We start from the raw sequence: 15,128 nt of genomic DNA, 5'->3' as shown, positions 1-15,128 counted from the left end.
TTGGCCACTTTAACAGATATGTTAATTTCCGCTTGTCGCTCAGAGCAGACAGCAAGTTACATAGAACTGTCAGCTCCGTGCCAGAAGCGGATACTACTAATATAATGATGTGCCAATCAATATTAGACCGTTGGTGGTAACGGTAAGTGGATCACTTTTTACCCGTTGTTGACACTTATGTGTAAGTTCAGCCCTTAGAAAAGGCCGAACACCACCATTCTGAAATTACTCTTCTTCAGATTCTTCTCCCTCAATCTCTTGCGGCAAAGGCGGAAGGTTGTAGATATCCTCCGGTGTGAACCCTGCGATTTGCTCAAGCAGCCTTTCTGAGGAGAGGACGGGCTGTTTTTTACTCCGTTCAAATGCGTTGTAGGAATAACGTCCCTCATTTACCCAGTCGAAATAACGATTGATGCTACCAATGAGGGTATTGCAGGTGTGCCTATTACCATTTGTGCTGCCGATCGAGTGCTGCCCCGCAGTAAAGCGAATCGACGATCTGGCAATATAGGCTAGGTCTTTGCCACTGAGTATCGATTCAGTTATTCGTTCTGTTGTCGCCTCATTCAGGGCAAACTCTCTTGCCCAGAGCTCATTAACATTGCCAAGATAGTACTCAAACGCGTTGTAGAAATATCCTGTAGTGATGAGCCTACGGATCTGCCAGGCCACCTCTTTTTTATCATTGCGGCGATCTAGCTCTTCTAGCAATACCGGTAAGGCCATCAATCTGCTGTCTGCAATGCCGATGATGTTTAAATGGAATTTCTCAACCCACAGTATTTCATTAAAGTGGTCCAGTGCAGAATCGTCCAGCGCGTTGAAAGAGGCTGTGGACATTTTAATTAATCCGCCGATTGCCAGAGACTGGAAAAGCATCTCTGTCATTGCGTCTGAAGGGAATATGTACTTCCCTGAACGTTCTAGCGTTTTGAATCCCCAATCATCACCGCAGCCATCAACAAAAGCGCACAGTATCATCAGCATTCTGGTAGGAATTTTTTCAAGTGAGACGGGAGTAATATGTTCAGGATTTAAGGGGTGATCAGTCCTTGCTCCTATTTTCTCTTCTAACTTAGCGATTGAGCGCCTGAGAGTTGCAGCTTTGTCGTCGTCATCAACGTAGTCTATCCAGTAACAAGCTTCCTCGATATCAGCCAAAGCTATAGCGGCATGTGCCGTGTTGAATGCCAGTGAACTTTGATAGTTAGTGCGACCTGCCGAAAGGTTGGGGGCGCTGAGGAACTGCTTGGCAACCCCGATACTGTGTTTAGGGTTCCTATCGATACTAAAATAGGATTCCCAAAAGAGCAAACTCTGACAGGTATCTTCGCCCACTTGATGAGATATAAATTGAGTTAGCTTTTCAAGGGTACAGAGTTGGCGTGAGTTATCCAGCAGTACACGGTGTGTTGCTTCATAGAAAGTCAGCAACTGAGCGTTATTCAGATTGTTGATATCAAAAATGGGGGGTTCCTTGTTAAAAGATGCTGAAATTCCCATCAGACAGTTAAAATAGGTAACATACTGCTGCTTTGTACCCGAAAGAATAAACGCTCTGATGATTGCCATGTAGGGGCTGAGCGAGACATCACTTTTCGCTAGGGAAAACACCGTACAAATCTGCTCACTAAACTCATACCGTTCATCTTGGTCTAACGCTGATTGAATCAGTGGAGTCGCTGGAGTGCCAGAAAATGCTATCAGGTTCAGAACTGCCTGCCTTTCCGTCTGAAACACTTTTGCCTCCCTTGCTATCACCGCTTTACAGAAATAATAGTCTACAGAGGTTTCGTTAGTTTCTTCAGTATGCAGAATTACCTTTTCACAAACTGAAGAAAAAACCTCTTGTTTCTGAACTGGTATCTGTTTCTGAGGGGACTTAGCCTCACGAAGTTTACGAGTGGCTCTGACTTTAACTTGCTTCCCATTCCGCTTTTTCATCATTTAAGTCCATTAGATAGCCTTGGGAAAGTGTACTGCGAAGGAATTGCATGCTCAATGAAATGAACGATTTTTTGATCACTTGCGTTCATCTATTTTTATATTGTAATCGTTTTGTTAAAACAGACCGTTCGATTTTAGGAGTTTCCAGCAAACGCTTTAGCTTCCCTTTAAGGCTAATGTCCGCTTTTCGCTCATAGCGGACCTGACAGCCAAAGGTCTGACAGCTTCGTGCCAGGACCGGAAGTGGCTAACAACAACCAGTGTTGTTCAACGGGGAACGGGTCATTCAATTGACCTGATCATTTAGTACTGTAGGATTGCTAGTTATCTTTCTGATTCACCACTACAAGGAAAAGGCATGTTCGGATTCTTTAGAAAGAAAAGACCTGAAACTGAACCCGGGCAAGGTTCCTCAATAACGGCGAAACGGTTTATTGCGCTGACGCTGAGTGATGAAAAGCTGTGTATGCCCGTCTATCTTCCGGGGATCCATAACGAAGATGATTGCGAGGATATTGGGCTAGGTCCTCTCATTTATATCTGGAATGTGGATCGTGCCGCTGGCACATTCAGCCTCTCTGTTAACGGTAAAGCGATTGCCCACCTCCTTGAGCCATTTGTGCCCCGAGATAACCCTGCGTATGTTGAAATCCGTGATGAGGTGATGAAGGTTATCGCTGAAGTATCTACTCAATCCGTGCTGGCAACCATAGAGAAAACTGGCCTCATGCCCGATGTTTTGTTTGCTTACCACGCTGAGGATGCACATCAGGAGTGACCTGCTCCCCGTTGATTTAGTACACCGTGATGTTAATAATGTCTTCACGGGGGTTTCGATTGCGAGCCGTTATAACTAACTGTGAGGTAAGCGGTCGAGCTAGCCTTCAATACCTACCATTCCCCACAAGCAAAATCATTTGGGGGCACAATAGGGGGCATCAACCAAAATCCAACACGATAAAACTAAGTAAATTCAATAGCACTAACTATCAAATGCGACTCCTGTGATCGCCGAAAAAGCACACAAGGAAAAGATAACAACAATGACAATGAGCACATCAGACGCCGCGGTATACCGGTATGGGGCGGAGGGTCGCGGTGAGACTGTCCCACGCCTGAACCTCTGAGGTTGCAATACGCATCCCCTTTTTTCTGAGTATCGCCACGTCGGCTGCGATCCGCTGCATACCGAACCAAAACAGACCATCCAGTGCCGTTACCGCGAGTCCGTTCTCAAGCGCATTTTTAAGCCGCTCGCGAGGCATTTTTATTTCCCTGGCAATCTTCCGGTAAGGCTCTGCGGTTTCGCCTGATGATACTTCCCGGCGAATGCGGGTTGACAGACGGTATTGAAGTTCATCCGGTACCTTACTTAAATCAGACTTCACGCTGTAAACACAGCCAAAACGCTTGCCATTAAACACGGAGCTTTTTTGACTGAGTTGCAGTTCATCACGCAGCTCGGCAATCAGTTGTGGGGCACGCACCAAGAGCAAACGAAAAGGCAGTTCAAAGCTGGTGACATAATCCACATTCAGCAATGCGATGCGCAGACGCTCGATACTTCCAGCCCGCACCTGACGGCATTCTTTGAGGACTTCAGCCCATTGCTGCGCAATGCGCGGCGTTTCATTAACTTCCGCGAAGCTATATTTTTCAATTTGGTAATCAATACGTTCGACCATGCTGGTTTCCCTTCGCCTACCCGTCGGTCACTTTATCAACGCTCTAAGATAATCGAAAGCCAAATTATTGTTGGTATTGAGGTGGCGCACAGCGCCTGGCACATTTCCGGGTTCCAGCCGAAACTAGCAGGAAGCAAAATAGGCATGTTCGGATTCAGTATCAGGCCCAGCCGTAAATCGCTGCGGTGGATAGCCCTGTCCAGGCCGACCTTTTTCACCAGACGGCAGCAGCGGGTGTCATATTGCCAGGTCTTCTGTGAACTGTCCTGATGGACCACGGTGACAGCTCCGGGTTGCTCATCTCACAGAAAACGCTGGCCAAGGTTCGGCAGGTTGCTCCAGTGGCACACCGTGCAGGCTTGTCTGCCTTCCCTCTGTCATTCCCAGTAAAACTCAGCTCCACCGGCCAACTGCTGCAGGCTGAACACATGGTTGTCGCGATACTGGAATAGTCACCATCATATCATTTGCAATATTCAGCATACTTTTCGCCAAGGGATGCTTTTTTTTCGCAGTTAACTTCATCAACCAAATTAAATTTTGCGGTCTTATCATCTATATTATATTTCTTCCAGTATTTAAGTTTCGTGCCAGATTCGTCAGTAGTCACTAGCATTAACCAAATGTTGAAGTTTTCATCTATATAATAATATTGTGTTTTTTCTAACAAAGCGTCACCATCATTATCCTCTATATAGAGTGTCATTTTATCTTTTGGATGATTTTCCTTTTCCGTAACCAATGTAAAATCATAGGAGTAATGACTTCCGTTTGTTTCATGCTTGGTTTTATCTATATATATACTTACGTCACCGTTCTTAATGAGATACAATTTCTCATTACGGTCTAATTCAGATTGAGGGTAAATCTTACCAATGTTAGTTAACCTATCGTATTTAAACTTTATTTTAGAAATGACGCATTTATTTCTTTCCGCCGTTGCTTGATCTGGTGTTTGCTCAAATATATCTCCTGTCAAACAAGTCTCGTTTATTTTTTTCAAGAATGACTTATCACTAATCAGTATGTCACCTTTATATTCTTTCATGAAACTATCTCGTTGTGCTACAACAGCACTTTTAATACTACCCTCTTTATCATCACTTTTTCTGAATATCAACAAGTAACCTTCACTTGTTACTACTATCAAGGAGTTGTTTATCTCATATAGCTCATTAAATGGCGCAGGACAATCGTCTTGGGGGAAAAGAGCTGCAATAGAATATATTTCATTAGGTAGTGAAATATTTTCATTGCGAAGAGATTTTCTATAAAGTTCAACCGTTGATTTTGATAACCATATGTCTAATACGGTTCTCTTGTTTTTTACTGACGTCACGGAGCAAATGTTACCCACAGAGAGATGTTTATCACTAAGTGAAATTTTAATTGATGAGTATTTATCATAAAACCCTTTTCTAATATTCTCCTCGCTAGAGGAAAAAAGGTCATTTTGTGAAACACTATAAAACTCCCATATAGATAATACATGATCTAGCTCACTCTTTTCTTTTGAATGGGCGAAGCTTGTAGTAAATATAAAAACAAATATGAGTGTGAATGCTTTTTTTAAACTCCTCATAAAACCCTCTTATCTTAAATTAATGGGATGCATTATATATGTTATTCAGGAATAAATCGTTCTCCGATTTACGTCTAAGAACTAGCCCTTCGGTTCCATTGTTTGTTACATCTAACATTTCATGAGCAGCTCCTTCATAATCTTTAGAATTCAGTTTTCGAAGAAGTAATGGTGTTTTTAACGGTAAGCCTTCTGCTCCGATATTAAACAATAGAGAAACTAAAGCATCAAATTCATATTGATGCAATTTTACTGCGACGTACTTCTTAACACCTTTTTCATAGTCTGGGACTCTCTCTTCAAATAACTCACTTGCTCTTTCACGAGTTATTTCACCAACAAACTCACTCGGCAATGATATGTTTTCACATTTATTTCTAGCGATTAAATGTCCATAGCCGATAGTGCAGAATCCTTTGGAATCATTATATGCTGTAGGTTCGAATTTTTCCCATTCTTTTATAAATGCTCTTCCATTATTGGAGAGGGAAAGTTCATTAACGTCTACTCTTCCATCAGGGTTACTATTGTCACTATCTATGGCTGAATTATCAAAATTACCAGAATGCAAATGGCTATTGTGTAATTCCCCACCATTAGAGCAATCTCTAAATTGAGTGAAATAACTAGAGTTTCCAACAAGGATTTGTTTGAAGTGGAATTTTTTCATGGCGCTAATGAAAGTCTGATCCTTGCTGCTGTTGTGTAGATATAAAGTATCTACACTATCTCCATTCACATGAGCTGCACTTGGGAAGCAAGACGCTTCTTTGAAACAACTTCCTGTTGTGGTTATTTTTTCTTTAATTTCTGCTAATGCACCAATAAATCCAGCCAAGGGGCCTGGTCCTGTATATCTCCGTTTTGTATTAGAAAACTCATACTTAATCACAACACCATCTTTTTCATAGTCTAATGAATCTGGCATTTTAACAATATGAATATCTTCCCTCAATGCTTTATATAATCTCCATATGTGACCATGATCGCTGTGGCGACCATACTCGGCTATATCACCATTAGCATACTTCACTCTTCGTCTTGTATCTCCCTCAACAACATTTTCATCAGAAATGATTCCTGATGTCGATGGTATAGATGTATGAATTACACCTTTTGCTTTTTTCTTGGTTAAATTCCACTCTACTATACAAATTTCATGCTCTTTATTGCTTTCATCATGGTAGACATATTTATACTTTCTCTCATATCCTGATAATAATTTCACCGGTGATTTTTTAACGATCTTCCCTGTTGAATATATATGATAAGTAACAATATCTGCGTCATAAACACCAAAGTTCTCCACCATCCCTACTGGATGAAAATACCAGGCTTTGCCATCGACACTAATACCGTGTTTACCTGCTATCTCCTTCCACCAGAGCAGCTTTTTAATCCGTTGGTTTTTTTCCGCCTGCCAATAGGGTAATCCCTTTTCGCCGACATAATCATCCAACTCATCCCATTTTGTCATGCTGCCGTCAGTATACCATTCACTTTCGTAATTGATGATCAACCGTGATAGTTGCTGAGCTAGCCAAGGGCGATTAAACGCACCCTGCAATTGTGATAGGGTCAGATAGCGCTCGTCATTGTCGCCATTGTTGATGATGCTATAGAGCTTGGTCATCAACGGGGTATAGTCAGCTTTGTTCAGTTGCGCTTTACGGTTCATACGGTCCAGTGTCTGCGCTGGACTGGCCGTTTCCGATACTTTACTGAACAGGACCCACTCCCATGGCGAGTGACGGGTAATATCTGGTGCTTCTTCCAATACCCAGCCACTGAGATCATTCCCCGCGTCGTCGCCCACGGTAATAAACCACCAGACTTTCCCTGTTTCATCCGTCGCTCGTCGGATACCGTTCAGTTGCGTTGGCATCAGATAAGGGAAACCGACTTTGCCGTCGACAGGATTTACACCCTTTTTAAGTGGAAAAGTATTCCAAGCATCAATTGAGGATCTGGCTGCTTGCGTCCCCGTAGGGTTGAGATCACTGCCTTTGACCCAAAATGGCTCAGGGGCATTAGCCGGGGTAAATGAAATCCCCCGCCGGGTGTAGCCTTGTGCCTGCGCGGATGACTCACTTCGCGTGATTTGTCTGTCCAGCTCACCATAAAAATCGCCAGTAAACTGAACCTGATCTGGGATCTCTTCTAGCGGGATATCAAAATCTTGAGCCAACTTCGCCTTGTTTTTCAGGCGATATCGCTTATTGCTATAAGGCCCCAGATAGGTCTCCCTTTCTACAATCAGCTTCCGTTGTCGTACTACTCGCACCCATTCATCATCCGGACTTCCCTCAGCACTCTTGGCCAAGAACTCCCTTTGGGTGATTGCCGTATCACCACGGCGAGCGGTGTACAGATTGGTCCCCTGTGTCACCAGACGCAAGGGTTTGTCTTGTTCAGAAAGTTGGCTGGCCCGTGTTGCCATCTGTGCCATTAGCCCCGGTAAATCATCGCAGGTAAAAAGTTCAAAATGCAGTAAGGGTGAAGGAGGCGTTTCCACCTTCGCATCGCTACCAAGTTGGTTGGGGCCAGGATAACCGATCAGTTCACCGACCTTGATAGGACGCGGCGGATCGACTATCACCACCGAATTCAGTGCTTCAGGTGGGGGAGGAAGGGCATCAAGCTCTTTCAGAAAAACCCACCCCTTCAGCCCCCCATCAGGATGAGCCGGTATATCTGGGTAGAGCGCACCTCCCCATACCTCCTCTATTCGCCCCCAGGGATTGTTATTGACTATCTTCTGCTCGGCAATCCTGATGGTGCTGCCACGTGCCACTATACCGATCTTGCTCCCCCTTCTAGGTTTATCCCGAATATTCAGACCTACTATTTCTGCTTGAGGTTCAGAGGATGGTGGATCAAGCGTTAATGGCACCTTGAGGATGTCCCTGGCTTTTTCCCCTACCACAAATTCGTTTTGGGTCTGACTCCAATAAGCAGGCGCAGGCAGGGTGGTATCGTTCTGATACGCAGACCAGGGAGACAAGTGCATATACAGGCTATAAAGATTGAGTTTTATCGGCTGACTCCCCTCCTCGGTGGCGTCTGTCTCTGAATTTGCCGTTTTCAGTGGCATCTCCAGCACATGGTGTACCAGTGTAAATCCAGTCGAAAATTGCGCTTCCCCCTCAGGATATGTTGCTTTCGAAGGTCTGCTGTCTACCCGATAGGCAATCACCTCTCCGTCAGCCAAACAGGTAAGTGCCATCTCATTATTCAACTGCTGCCGTACTCCATCATCAATGTGGATCCCGCCATGCCAGAGTTGATTAGCCCCCATCGGATAGAATCCCCCTCCGGCTGATGCCAGGCGATGTAAATAATCTACAGGAGTGACCTCCCCTTCATCCATCGCGCTAAAAGGCAGTTGCCAGCGAGTAATTTTCACGTCATTGTTCATAATGTTCTCTTCCCTGTTCTATTATTCATCGCTTTAATCAGAAAAATTCAACACCGTAAAATCCACTTCACTCTCAGTCAATTCCCGTTGTTCTGGTAACTGCGGCGCTGCTGGCGTACCAAGATTGGGGCTGCCTGGCCCCACCTCCAATTTGGGTGCAATATGCACACCTGATTCGGTGATACTGATATAGCTGTTACCCACCTTCAAAACAATTTCTTTACCTGCATCAAGGATCAGCGTGTTTCCACTATTAATATGGATTTCTTGTTCAACCCGTAACAACGATTTACCCATAATCTTGACATGGTGATCTTTATTCAGCGTAACCGAATAATCGCCGAGGATCTCATCACGCTTTTCCCCTTCTACTCGCAGATCATCACGTTGTTTGATGTGGTTAAGGCGGTTTTGTCCCACGACTGTGGAGTACTGGTTTTTGATCTCGATATTCATGTCCTTTTCCGCATGAATATAAATCTCCTCGCTGCCCGCCTCATCCTCAAACGACAGTTCGTTAAAGCCCTCGGCCTTGTGCGATTTGGTGCGCCAGACCGATTTGGTCTTGTTGGCCGGTAACGGATACGGCGGTTTGTTCAGGCCGTTGTAGTAACGCCCGCTCACCACCGGGCGATCGATATCGCCGTTGAGGTAGCTGATCAGCACTTCCTGGCCAATCCTTGGCAGCGTCACCGAGCCAAAACCGTCCCCCGCCCACTGGTTGGAGACCGGCACCCAACAGGAGGCTTTTTCATCCGCCGGGTCATAACGGTTCCAGTGGAAATGCACCCGCACCCAGCCCAGTTCGTTGACGTACAGCTCTTCGCCTTTCGGCCCGACGATCGTGGCCACCTCGTCCCCGTCGGCCAACGGTTTGTAACGGTAGTTTGGCCGCCAGTCGATATTCCCCGGCGCAAAGGTCAGTGAGTTGGTGAAGGTGGTGCCGCTGCCGTTACTCTCTTCTTCCAGCGCGGCAGGTTGCTCCCCACGGTGGCTGACGGTGATCACCTGCCAGCGATCGTTACGCGCCTGCACCGGGTGGCCCTGCAGGGTAAAAATCGTGCCCGGCATCAGCCGGATGCTGTTGGTTTCTGCTGCGCCCTGTTGGGTGCCCGCTTGCATGGCCTCCAGCCGCACGGTGCTGAGCTGCGGCCCGGTCTGGTCATCCTGATAACGGCCATAGCTCTCAAAGACCGAGTACTGGGTGGCTTCACCGCCCAATGCCGGGTCGCTCTGTTTAAATTGCAGTGGATGGTCGGGCCGCCGGTGTTCGCGGTCCTTGAGCACGCTTTCCCGTGACTGCATGAACGCCCCCAGGGTCAGCCGATGGGCGATGTCGCCCTGGGTTGGCGACTGGATATGCGGGTTGAAGGTCAGCGGGATACCTTCCGTCATGCTCAGGTGCGAATCGCCATACACCAGTTCGTTATCTTCGAACCAGAAGCTGATCCCCACCTCGGCCATCAGCCGCAGGATGAAGTCCAGGTCGCTTTCGCGCTTCTGGGTCACGTACTCACGCGGTGGATAGGTTTGCTGGAGTTGGCTCTGGTAAGGGATGCGGTGTTCGTCCAATACCTGATTGACGATGTCCGGCACCGACAGGAAATGGAAGATCCGGCTGTCCTGTTTCAGGCTCAGTACCCAGACATCCGGGCGGATCACCGCCTGATAGTAGGTGCGGCGAAAACCGCTTTCGCCCTGAGTCAGGCTGGCGATCAGCCCTGGGATCGTGCGCTGTTCCTTGCCACTGACGGTGACGGTCAATGCCCCCGGCTGCAGCAACTGTGCTTCCAGTTCGATGTCTGATCGGGTGCTGACCAGGTTCACCGTCAGGGTAAACAGGGTCGACAACCCTTCTTCCAGGGTAAAACCGGCCACGTCAAAGGTGTCCGGAGGCAGTTCACCGAGTTGGCTGCTGAAAAATAATCCGCTGTCCATCGTTCACTCCTTGTGGTGTCTCACATCATGGCTCGTTGGCCGCGCGCCAGGGGCAATGCCCAGCGCCGCTGTGAAGGTTCGGTTATCACATCCAGCAGCAGGAAGCTGTTGGTGGTCAGGCAATGGGTAAAGAAGACGCTCAGCGCCGCCGCAAAGGTGTAGGCTTCGCCGGGGCTGTCGAACGCCTGATCGTCGAGCGTCAGGGTCATCTGCAAACCGCGCCGCAGCCGTTCCCCCATCAGGGTATTCACCGGTTCGGTCTTGACGGCGGTGATGCCCTCCACCGCCCGCCGAATGTGCCGGACCTGCGGCAGGTTATGTCGGGCGTGCAGGCAAAAATCGTCGATCGCCCGCTGCACCGTTTCCCGGTGGTTGAGGAGCGCGGGGCTGAACGACAGGCAGGCCATCAGCCGCCAATGGTGATGGCTGTCCACCACCGCCGGGTAAGGGGTCGAAAAGCGGGTGACGGTAGTAACATCCAAAGTGTCGGTCACCGCCATGCCGAGCAGGAAAGGGGAGCCAAGCGGTAACGTGGGCGAGTGCGCCGAGGTGGTGAGCAGATCGCAGACCACGGCCCGGCAAGGGGGATCGGTCAGCGGCTCCCCGGCACTGTTGCACAGCACCAGTTCATGCTGCATCCGCCCCAGGACATCACCGCTGACCCGGACGGTGTAAAACAGCGCCAACCCGGCGTCGGGTGCATAACGCGATTCCGGCGTCAGTTCGCTGTCGGGCTGGAATTGCACCCGTCGGCCCCGCCGCAGGGTATCCGGCTCTTCCAGCATGCTGACGCCGGTGATGGCATACACCCAGCGATCGTCGGCATACGGCAGCGGGTAAACGCTCTGCCCGGGTAGTAGCCGTAGGGGGGCGCTTTTCTGTGCCGCCAGGCTGATCACCGGGACGCAGTGCAGCATAAAGGCCGACGCCAGTTGGGCCTGGGTGAGCGGGATCTCCCCGTTGAACGTGAGGATGACGGTAAAGGTGCGGCTGTTCCCCAACGTCAGCCCTGAGTGCATCGGGCCAAAACCCAGCGTCAGGAAATCATTCACATGGGGCAGGTACAGGTATTCGGCCAGGCTCTGCAGCGCCCAGGTGGTTTCTCCTTCGTGGGGCAGGATGCGGTTATCCGCAGTGGGCCGTGGGGAGGACAACACCGTCTCCAGCACCCATTGTCGTCCTTCCACCTGTAGCACGGGCCGATCCTGATGCTGTTCACACCACAGGGTCAGCGTCGCCGCCACCTGCGGATCATCGCCTAGAAACAGCGACAGCGGGTGGGTTGGCCAGGTATTCCCTGGCCCCTGGTACTGAAACGTCAGGCGGATCTCGCTGTGGGCGTTGGTGACCAGCAACCGCCGGTCAATCAGGGCCAGCGGCTGTAGCGTCAAGGCATGGCAGGTCTGGAACACCTGCGTACGTCCGTCGGATAACAGGGAGAGCGATTCTCCGGCGGGCAAGGTTAACGGCGCATCCAGCGTGCTGGCTTTGGCGCTGACGTTCACCACGCCACAGGCCGGAATAGGCCGCAGGGGGAAGGGCCAGGTACGCGCAAGATGCCCCTGCGTGACTTCGGGGAAGCCGTCCTCCAGGCGTTGGCGCAGCCCGGCATTCAGCATTGCCGCCCCCTGGATCAGGCATTCCACATCCGGATCGCCCGCATGGCGGCCCAGTTGCGCGGCCAGTGCGGGTTTTTCCTGCCCCACCTTGTCCGCCAGTGCACGCAGGTAGGCATGTTCCTCTCTGAGATGATCGGTAAAGTTCATATCAATCCTTGACGTTGGCTACCTGCGCACAGGCAACAGGGTGTAGGGTTTCTCTTCGGGTTGCCCCACAAAGGTGGTCCACCCCAACTGGGTCCGCTGTGTGTCGCCGAGCTTCAGACCCCCGGCTTGATGCCGTGCCAGCGTCAGGCGCAGATCCCAGACCAGCGGTTCGCGCAGGATGTACTCGACAAAATTGACCAGCAGGCGATGCTGCTTACCGTCAGGTAAAAACGACAGGTACTGTTCCTGCGAGAGCTCATTGATCGACAGCTGAAATTTGACGCTGCGATCGCGCATCCGGCTACCGATGACAAAGTTGCCCCCCAGCAGCGAACGAGGTTGATGGCGTTGTCCGCGCACGGCGGTGACCTGCCCCAGGCGATTTTGCTGCTCGTCACTCAACGTCATGACGTGGGGCATACAAGACTGCACCGTCACATCAGGCAGCGAGAAGAAGTGGCCAACCAGGCGAGCGATCACCTCCGGCGAACGGCCCGGTGAGGCCAGCAGACCGGCGTAGGCCAGCATGGCTTCGGCATTGATACCCAATTGCTCTCGCGTCTGCGGATGGCCCAGGCCTATCAGGGCAAAAATACGCCCCGAGGTGGCATCGCGGCCCCCCGGTTTGAAGGTGATCTCATAGCGGTATTTGCGCCAAATCTGGTGCGCCAACGACAGGGGCCGATGGTTGAACACTGCCAGAAAATCGTTGAGCCGCGTCTCTCCCTGCGCCGTGCTCCCGGCAATGTCATCCAGGTAGTAATAGGGCAAGGGCGACTGGCTGCCTTGCAGGCCGAGAAAGCTCACCTCCAGGCGCAGCGGCCCACCTGGCTCATGTTGCAACGCCACCACATCGCTGGCGGCAAAGCCCAACCCGGCCGCAGCGGTAAAGCGCAACGCCTCACGGTTCGGCGGTAGGCCGAGTGTGCGGGCCGGATCGATGCCCGCCAACCGGTTCAACCCTTCCACCAGGCGGTAGAAGTCATACTGGCTAACGTTATCGGCGATAACCTGGAGCTGCTGCTCCTGCTCTGCACTGGGGATCATAGAAAGCGGTAAGACTCCTGATTATCTTGGTTAACCACGGTGAGGGTATGGAAATGGTTGACGCTGGCACGCTGGGCCAGGAACCGTGCCAGTACCCGGCCATACAGATAGAGCTCGCCTTCCGAGTCAAACGCCCCTTGGAGCCGCACCGTAAGCACCGAGGCCAGGCCATCGATCGGCACACTGTCGATATGGCGTTCAGCCGGGCGCACGGTCAGGCTGAGTAACCCCGCCATGCGCCGCCGGGAGACGCCTGCTGCCAGTTCACTGTGCCAGGCGGGCAGATCGCAGGCGCTCAGCACCTGCCGCAGCGCCGTCAGCGTCAGCAGTGAGCGGCTGTTCAACGAGAGATTACGCAGCAGGGCCGCCTGCAAGGTAGCATCCAACCTTGGGCTCAGGGGGACTGACGGGCGAGTGATATTGTGCACGCGGACCCCAGGCGGGCAGCCGGTGGCTGGTTGGCGGAGTTCTCCTACTTTCAGGTGCAACGGCAAGCGGCGGTGGCTGCACGTCAGCCGTACGGACACCGACTCCGGCGGCAGGTTGTCCAGGTTTTCACCGTGGCGGATCAACGCCAGGTGATGGTTCAAGCCCCCTGCGGGCGACGAGGTGACCCGCGCATGGTAATACCCCGCGTCTTGTTGCTGGCTGAAGCGTTCAAACGGCGCATAGTGGCGGGGGCTATCACTCAGGGCTGATACACCGGTCACTTCATCCACCGAGAACACGTCGTAGTCCTCAGGATGGCGCACGCTGGGGAATAACGGCAGCTCTGACTGCGTACCATCGAGGTTAACCCCGTCAGCGTAATGGCTAAACAGGTTGATGGCGGGCGTGCAATGCAGGCGAACCGTCTGGCGGTTGATAACCAGGGCGGACGGTAAAGGCCGGGAGAAGGTGAGCCGTAGGGTAAAGCCGTGAGAGGCCGATAGCGGAGGCAGGCTGGGGAACCCCGTCACGTCCATAAATAAAAAGGCGTTGGGGAAGCAGGCGTGTTCCTGCAACAGGCGATAGCCGGGGTCGGCATTCTGTGGCCAGGGCAGCAGGGCCTCTTCGTCGTTGAAACCGACCGGCGTGAGCGCCAGCTCAGGCAGCGGCCACGTCTTTCCCCCCACTTCTAGCGTGGCACGGCTCAGGTATTCGCTCAGCCACAAATGCAGCTGTTGCCCGGTGTGCAGGTCTTCCCCCAGATACAGCCGCAGGCCGTTCAGGGTAGTGAGGTCCAGCGGCCGGTCCGCCGTGGTGACCAGTTGCAGGCACAGGCTGTCATGGCTGTGCCGCTGCTCGCGGCTTACCGCCTGCACCTGTAACGGCCACAGCCGGGTATCACGGCAGGTGCGGAAATGGCACCGCAGCGTTTCCTTACCGGTCGTTACCGGCAGCGGGATACTGACCACCGTGGCCCCCTTGGCGATCTGGGGGCAAGCCTGCGCGGGATCCGACAGGTAATCCTGCTGCCATTCCAGCACGGTCATGCTCGGGGTGGGCCGCAGAAAATAGGGCCACAACAGGGCCAGCATATGGTGGGTGAGGTTCGGGAGCTGGTCTGCCAACTGCCCCTCTAACTGCCCGGTCATCCAGGCCATGCCCTCCAGTTGCCGCTCCACATCGGGGTCGTGGTTGGGGGCGGTCAGGAAGGAAACCAGCGGGGCATGTGTTTGTTGCAGCACCTCGGCAGCCTGGTGTAGCGCTTTGCGCCGACGGGCTGGAGGGAATGGCCGATGTTTATCCCGGTTCATGCTGAA

10 protein-coding genes are annotated in these 15,128 nt (G+C 51.3%); 2 read left to right on the top strand and 8 right to left on the bottom strand.

Annotated features, from left to right (window positions below):
• Positions 1-225: 225 nt before the first annotated feature.
• Entirely contained in the window at positions 226-1,947 is a 1,722-nt protein-coding gene (locus tag IMQ33_RS07230) for a hypothetical protein (protein ID WP_196061414.1), read from the bottom strand.
• A 358-nt stretch (positions 1,948-2,305) separates the two neighbouring features.
• Here IMQ33_RS07230 and IMQ33_RS07225 point away from each other — a divergent pair, with 358 nt between their 5' ends.
• Positions 2,306-2,725: a hypothetical protein gene (locus IMQ33_RS07225; protein ID WP_196061413.1), complete on the top strand. Its 420-nt coding sequence runs from the start codon at positions 2,306-2,308 to the stop codon at positions 2,723-2,725.
• Positions 2,726-3,005: 280 nt separating this feature from the next.
• Here IMQ33_RS07225 and IMQ33_RS07220 read toward each other — a convergent pair whose 3' ends face one another.
• Positions 3,006-3,632: a DNA-binding protein gene (locus IMQ33_RS07220; protein ID WP_196061412.1), complete on the bottom strand. Its 627-nt coding sequence runs from the start codon at positions 3,630-3,632 to the stop codon at positions 3,006-3,008.
• A 269-nt stretch (positions 3,633-3,901) separates the two neighbouring features.
• Between IMQ33_RS07220 and IMQ33_RS07215 the strand changes: the two genes are divergently transcribed.
• Positions 3,902-4,084, top strand: coding sequence for a hypothetical protein (locus tag IMQ33_RS07215; protein ID WP_196061410.1), 183 nt, complete (start codon positions 3,902-3,904; stop codon positions 4,082-4,084).
• A gap of 11 nt (positions 4,085-4,095) precedes the next feature.
• Here IMQ33_RS07215 and IMQ33_RS07210 read toward each other — a convergent pair whose 3' ends face one another.
• Genes IMQ33_RS07210 through tssF form a run of 6 tightly spaced genes read right to left on the bottom strand, consistent with a single transcriptional unit; the run spans position 4,096 to position 15,122 of the window.
• On the bottom strand, positions 4,096-5,214 hold the full coding sequence (locus tag IMQ33_RS07210; RefSeq protein ID WP_196061409.1) for a hypothetical protein: 1,119 nt from the start codon (positions 5,212-5,214) through the stop codon (positions 4,096-4,098).
• 19 nt (positions 5,215-5,233) lie between these two features.
• On the bottom strand, positions 5,234-8,632 hold the full coding sequence (locus tag IMQ33_RS07205; protein ID WP_230326613.1) for a lysozyme: 3,399 nt from the start codon (positions 8,630-8,632) through the stop codon (positions 5,234-5,236).
• 33 nt (positions 8,633-8,665) lie between these two features.
• Positions 8,666-10,570 (bottom strand): type VI secretion system tip protein TssI/VgrG, encoded by a 1,905-nt coding sequence (gene tssI / locus IMQ33_RS07200; protein WP_196061408.1) that lies wholly within the window; start codon positions 10,568-10,570, stop codon positions 8,666-8,668.
• Between the two features lie 20 nt (positions 10,571-10,590).
• On the bottom strand, positions 10,591-12,336 hold the full coding sequence (locus IMQ33_RS07195) for a type VI secretion system baseplate subunit TssF (protein ID WP_196061407.1): 1,746 nt from the start codon (positions 12,334-12,336) through the stop codon (positions 10,591-10,593).
• 18 nt (positions 12,337-12,354) lie between these two features.
• A complete protein-coding gene (gene tssG, locus IMQ33_RS07190) occupies positions 12,355-13,383 on the bottom strand; it encodes a type VI secretion system baseplate subunit TssG (protein WP_021807332.1) in 1,029 nt (342 codons plus the stop codon).
• Positions 13,380-15,122, bottom strand: a complete 1,743-nt coding sequence (gene tssF, locus IMQ33_RS07185) for a type VI secretion system baseplate subunit TssF (RefSeq protein WP_196061406.1) — start codon at positions 15,120-15,122, stop codon at positions 13,380-13,382. The genes tssG and tssF overlap by 4 nt, the downstream gene beginning before the upstream one ends.
• Positions 15,123-15,128 lie beyond the last annotated feature (6 nt).

It is taken from the genome of Serratia sp. Res13-Sevr-LER1-36-b, assembly GCF_015673035.1.
Lineage (GTDB): Bacteria > Pseudomonadota > Gammaproteobacteria > Enterobacterales > Enterobacteriaceae > Chania > Chania fonticola_C.
Note: the sequence above shows the minus strand (reverse complement) of the source record. Positions and strands in the feature narration are given on the sequence as shown.

Coding starts and splice junctions, on each gene's coding strand:
- tssF (WP_196061406.1), bottom strand. CDS start 15,122: ATGAACCGGGATAAACATCGGCCATTCCCTCCAGCCCGTCGGCGCAAA.
- IMQ33_RS07215 (WP_196061410.1), top strand. CDS start 3,902: ATGGACCACGGTGACAGCTCCGGGTTGCTCATCTCACAGAAAACGCTG.
- tssI (WP_196061408.1), bottom strand. CDS start 10,570: ATGGACAGCGGATTATTTTTCAGCAGCCAACTCGGTGAACTGCCTCCG.
- tssG (WP_021807332.1), bottom strand. CDS start 13,383: ATGATCCCCAGTGCAGAGCAGGAGCAGCAGCTCCAGGTTATCGCCGAT.
- IMQ33_RS07230 (WP_196061414.1), bottom strand. CDS start 1,947: ATGATGAAAAAGCGGAATGGGAAGCAAGTTAAAGTCAGAGCCACTCGT.
- IMQ33_RS07205 (WP_230326613.1), bottom strand. CDS start 8,632: ATGAACAATGACGTGAAAATTACTCGCTGGCAACTGCCTTTTAGCGCG.
- IMQ33_RS07220 (WP_196061412.1), bottom strand. CDS start 3,632: ATGGTCGAACGTATTGATTACCAAATTGAAAAATATAGCTTCGCGGAA.
- IMQ33_RS07195 (WP_196061407.1), bottom strand. CDS start 12,336: ATGAACTTTACCGATCATCTCAGAGAGGAACATGCCTACCTGCGTGCA.
- IMQ33_RS07225 (WP_196061413.1), top strand. CDS start 2,306: ATGTTCGGATTCTTTAGAAAGAAAAGACCTGAAACTGAACCCGGGCAA.
- IMQ33_RS07210 (WP_196061409.1), bottom strand. CDS start 5,214: ATGAGGAGTTTAAAAAAAGCATTCACACTCATATTTGTTTTTATATTT.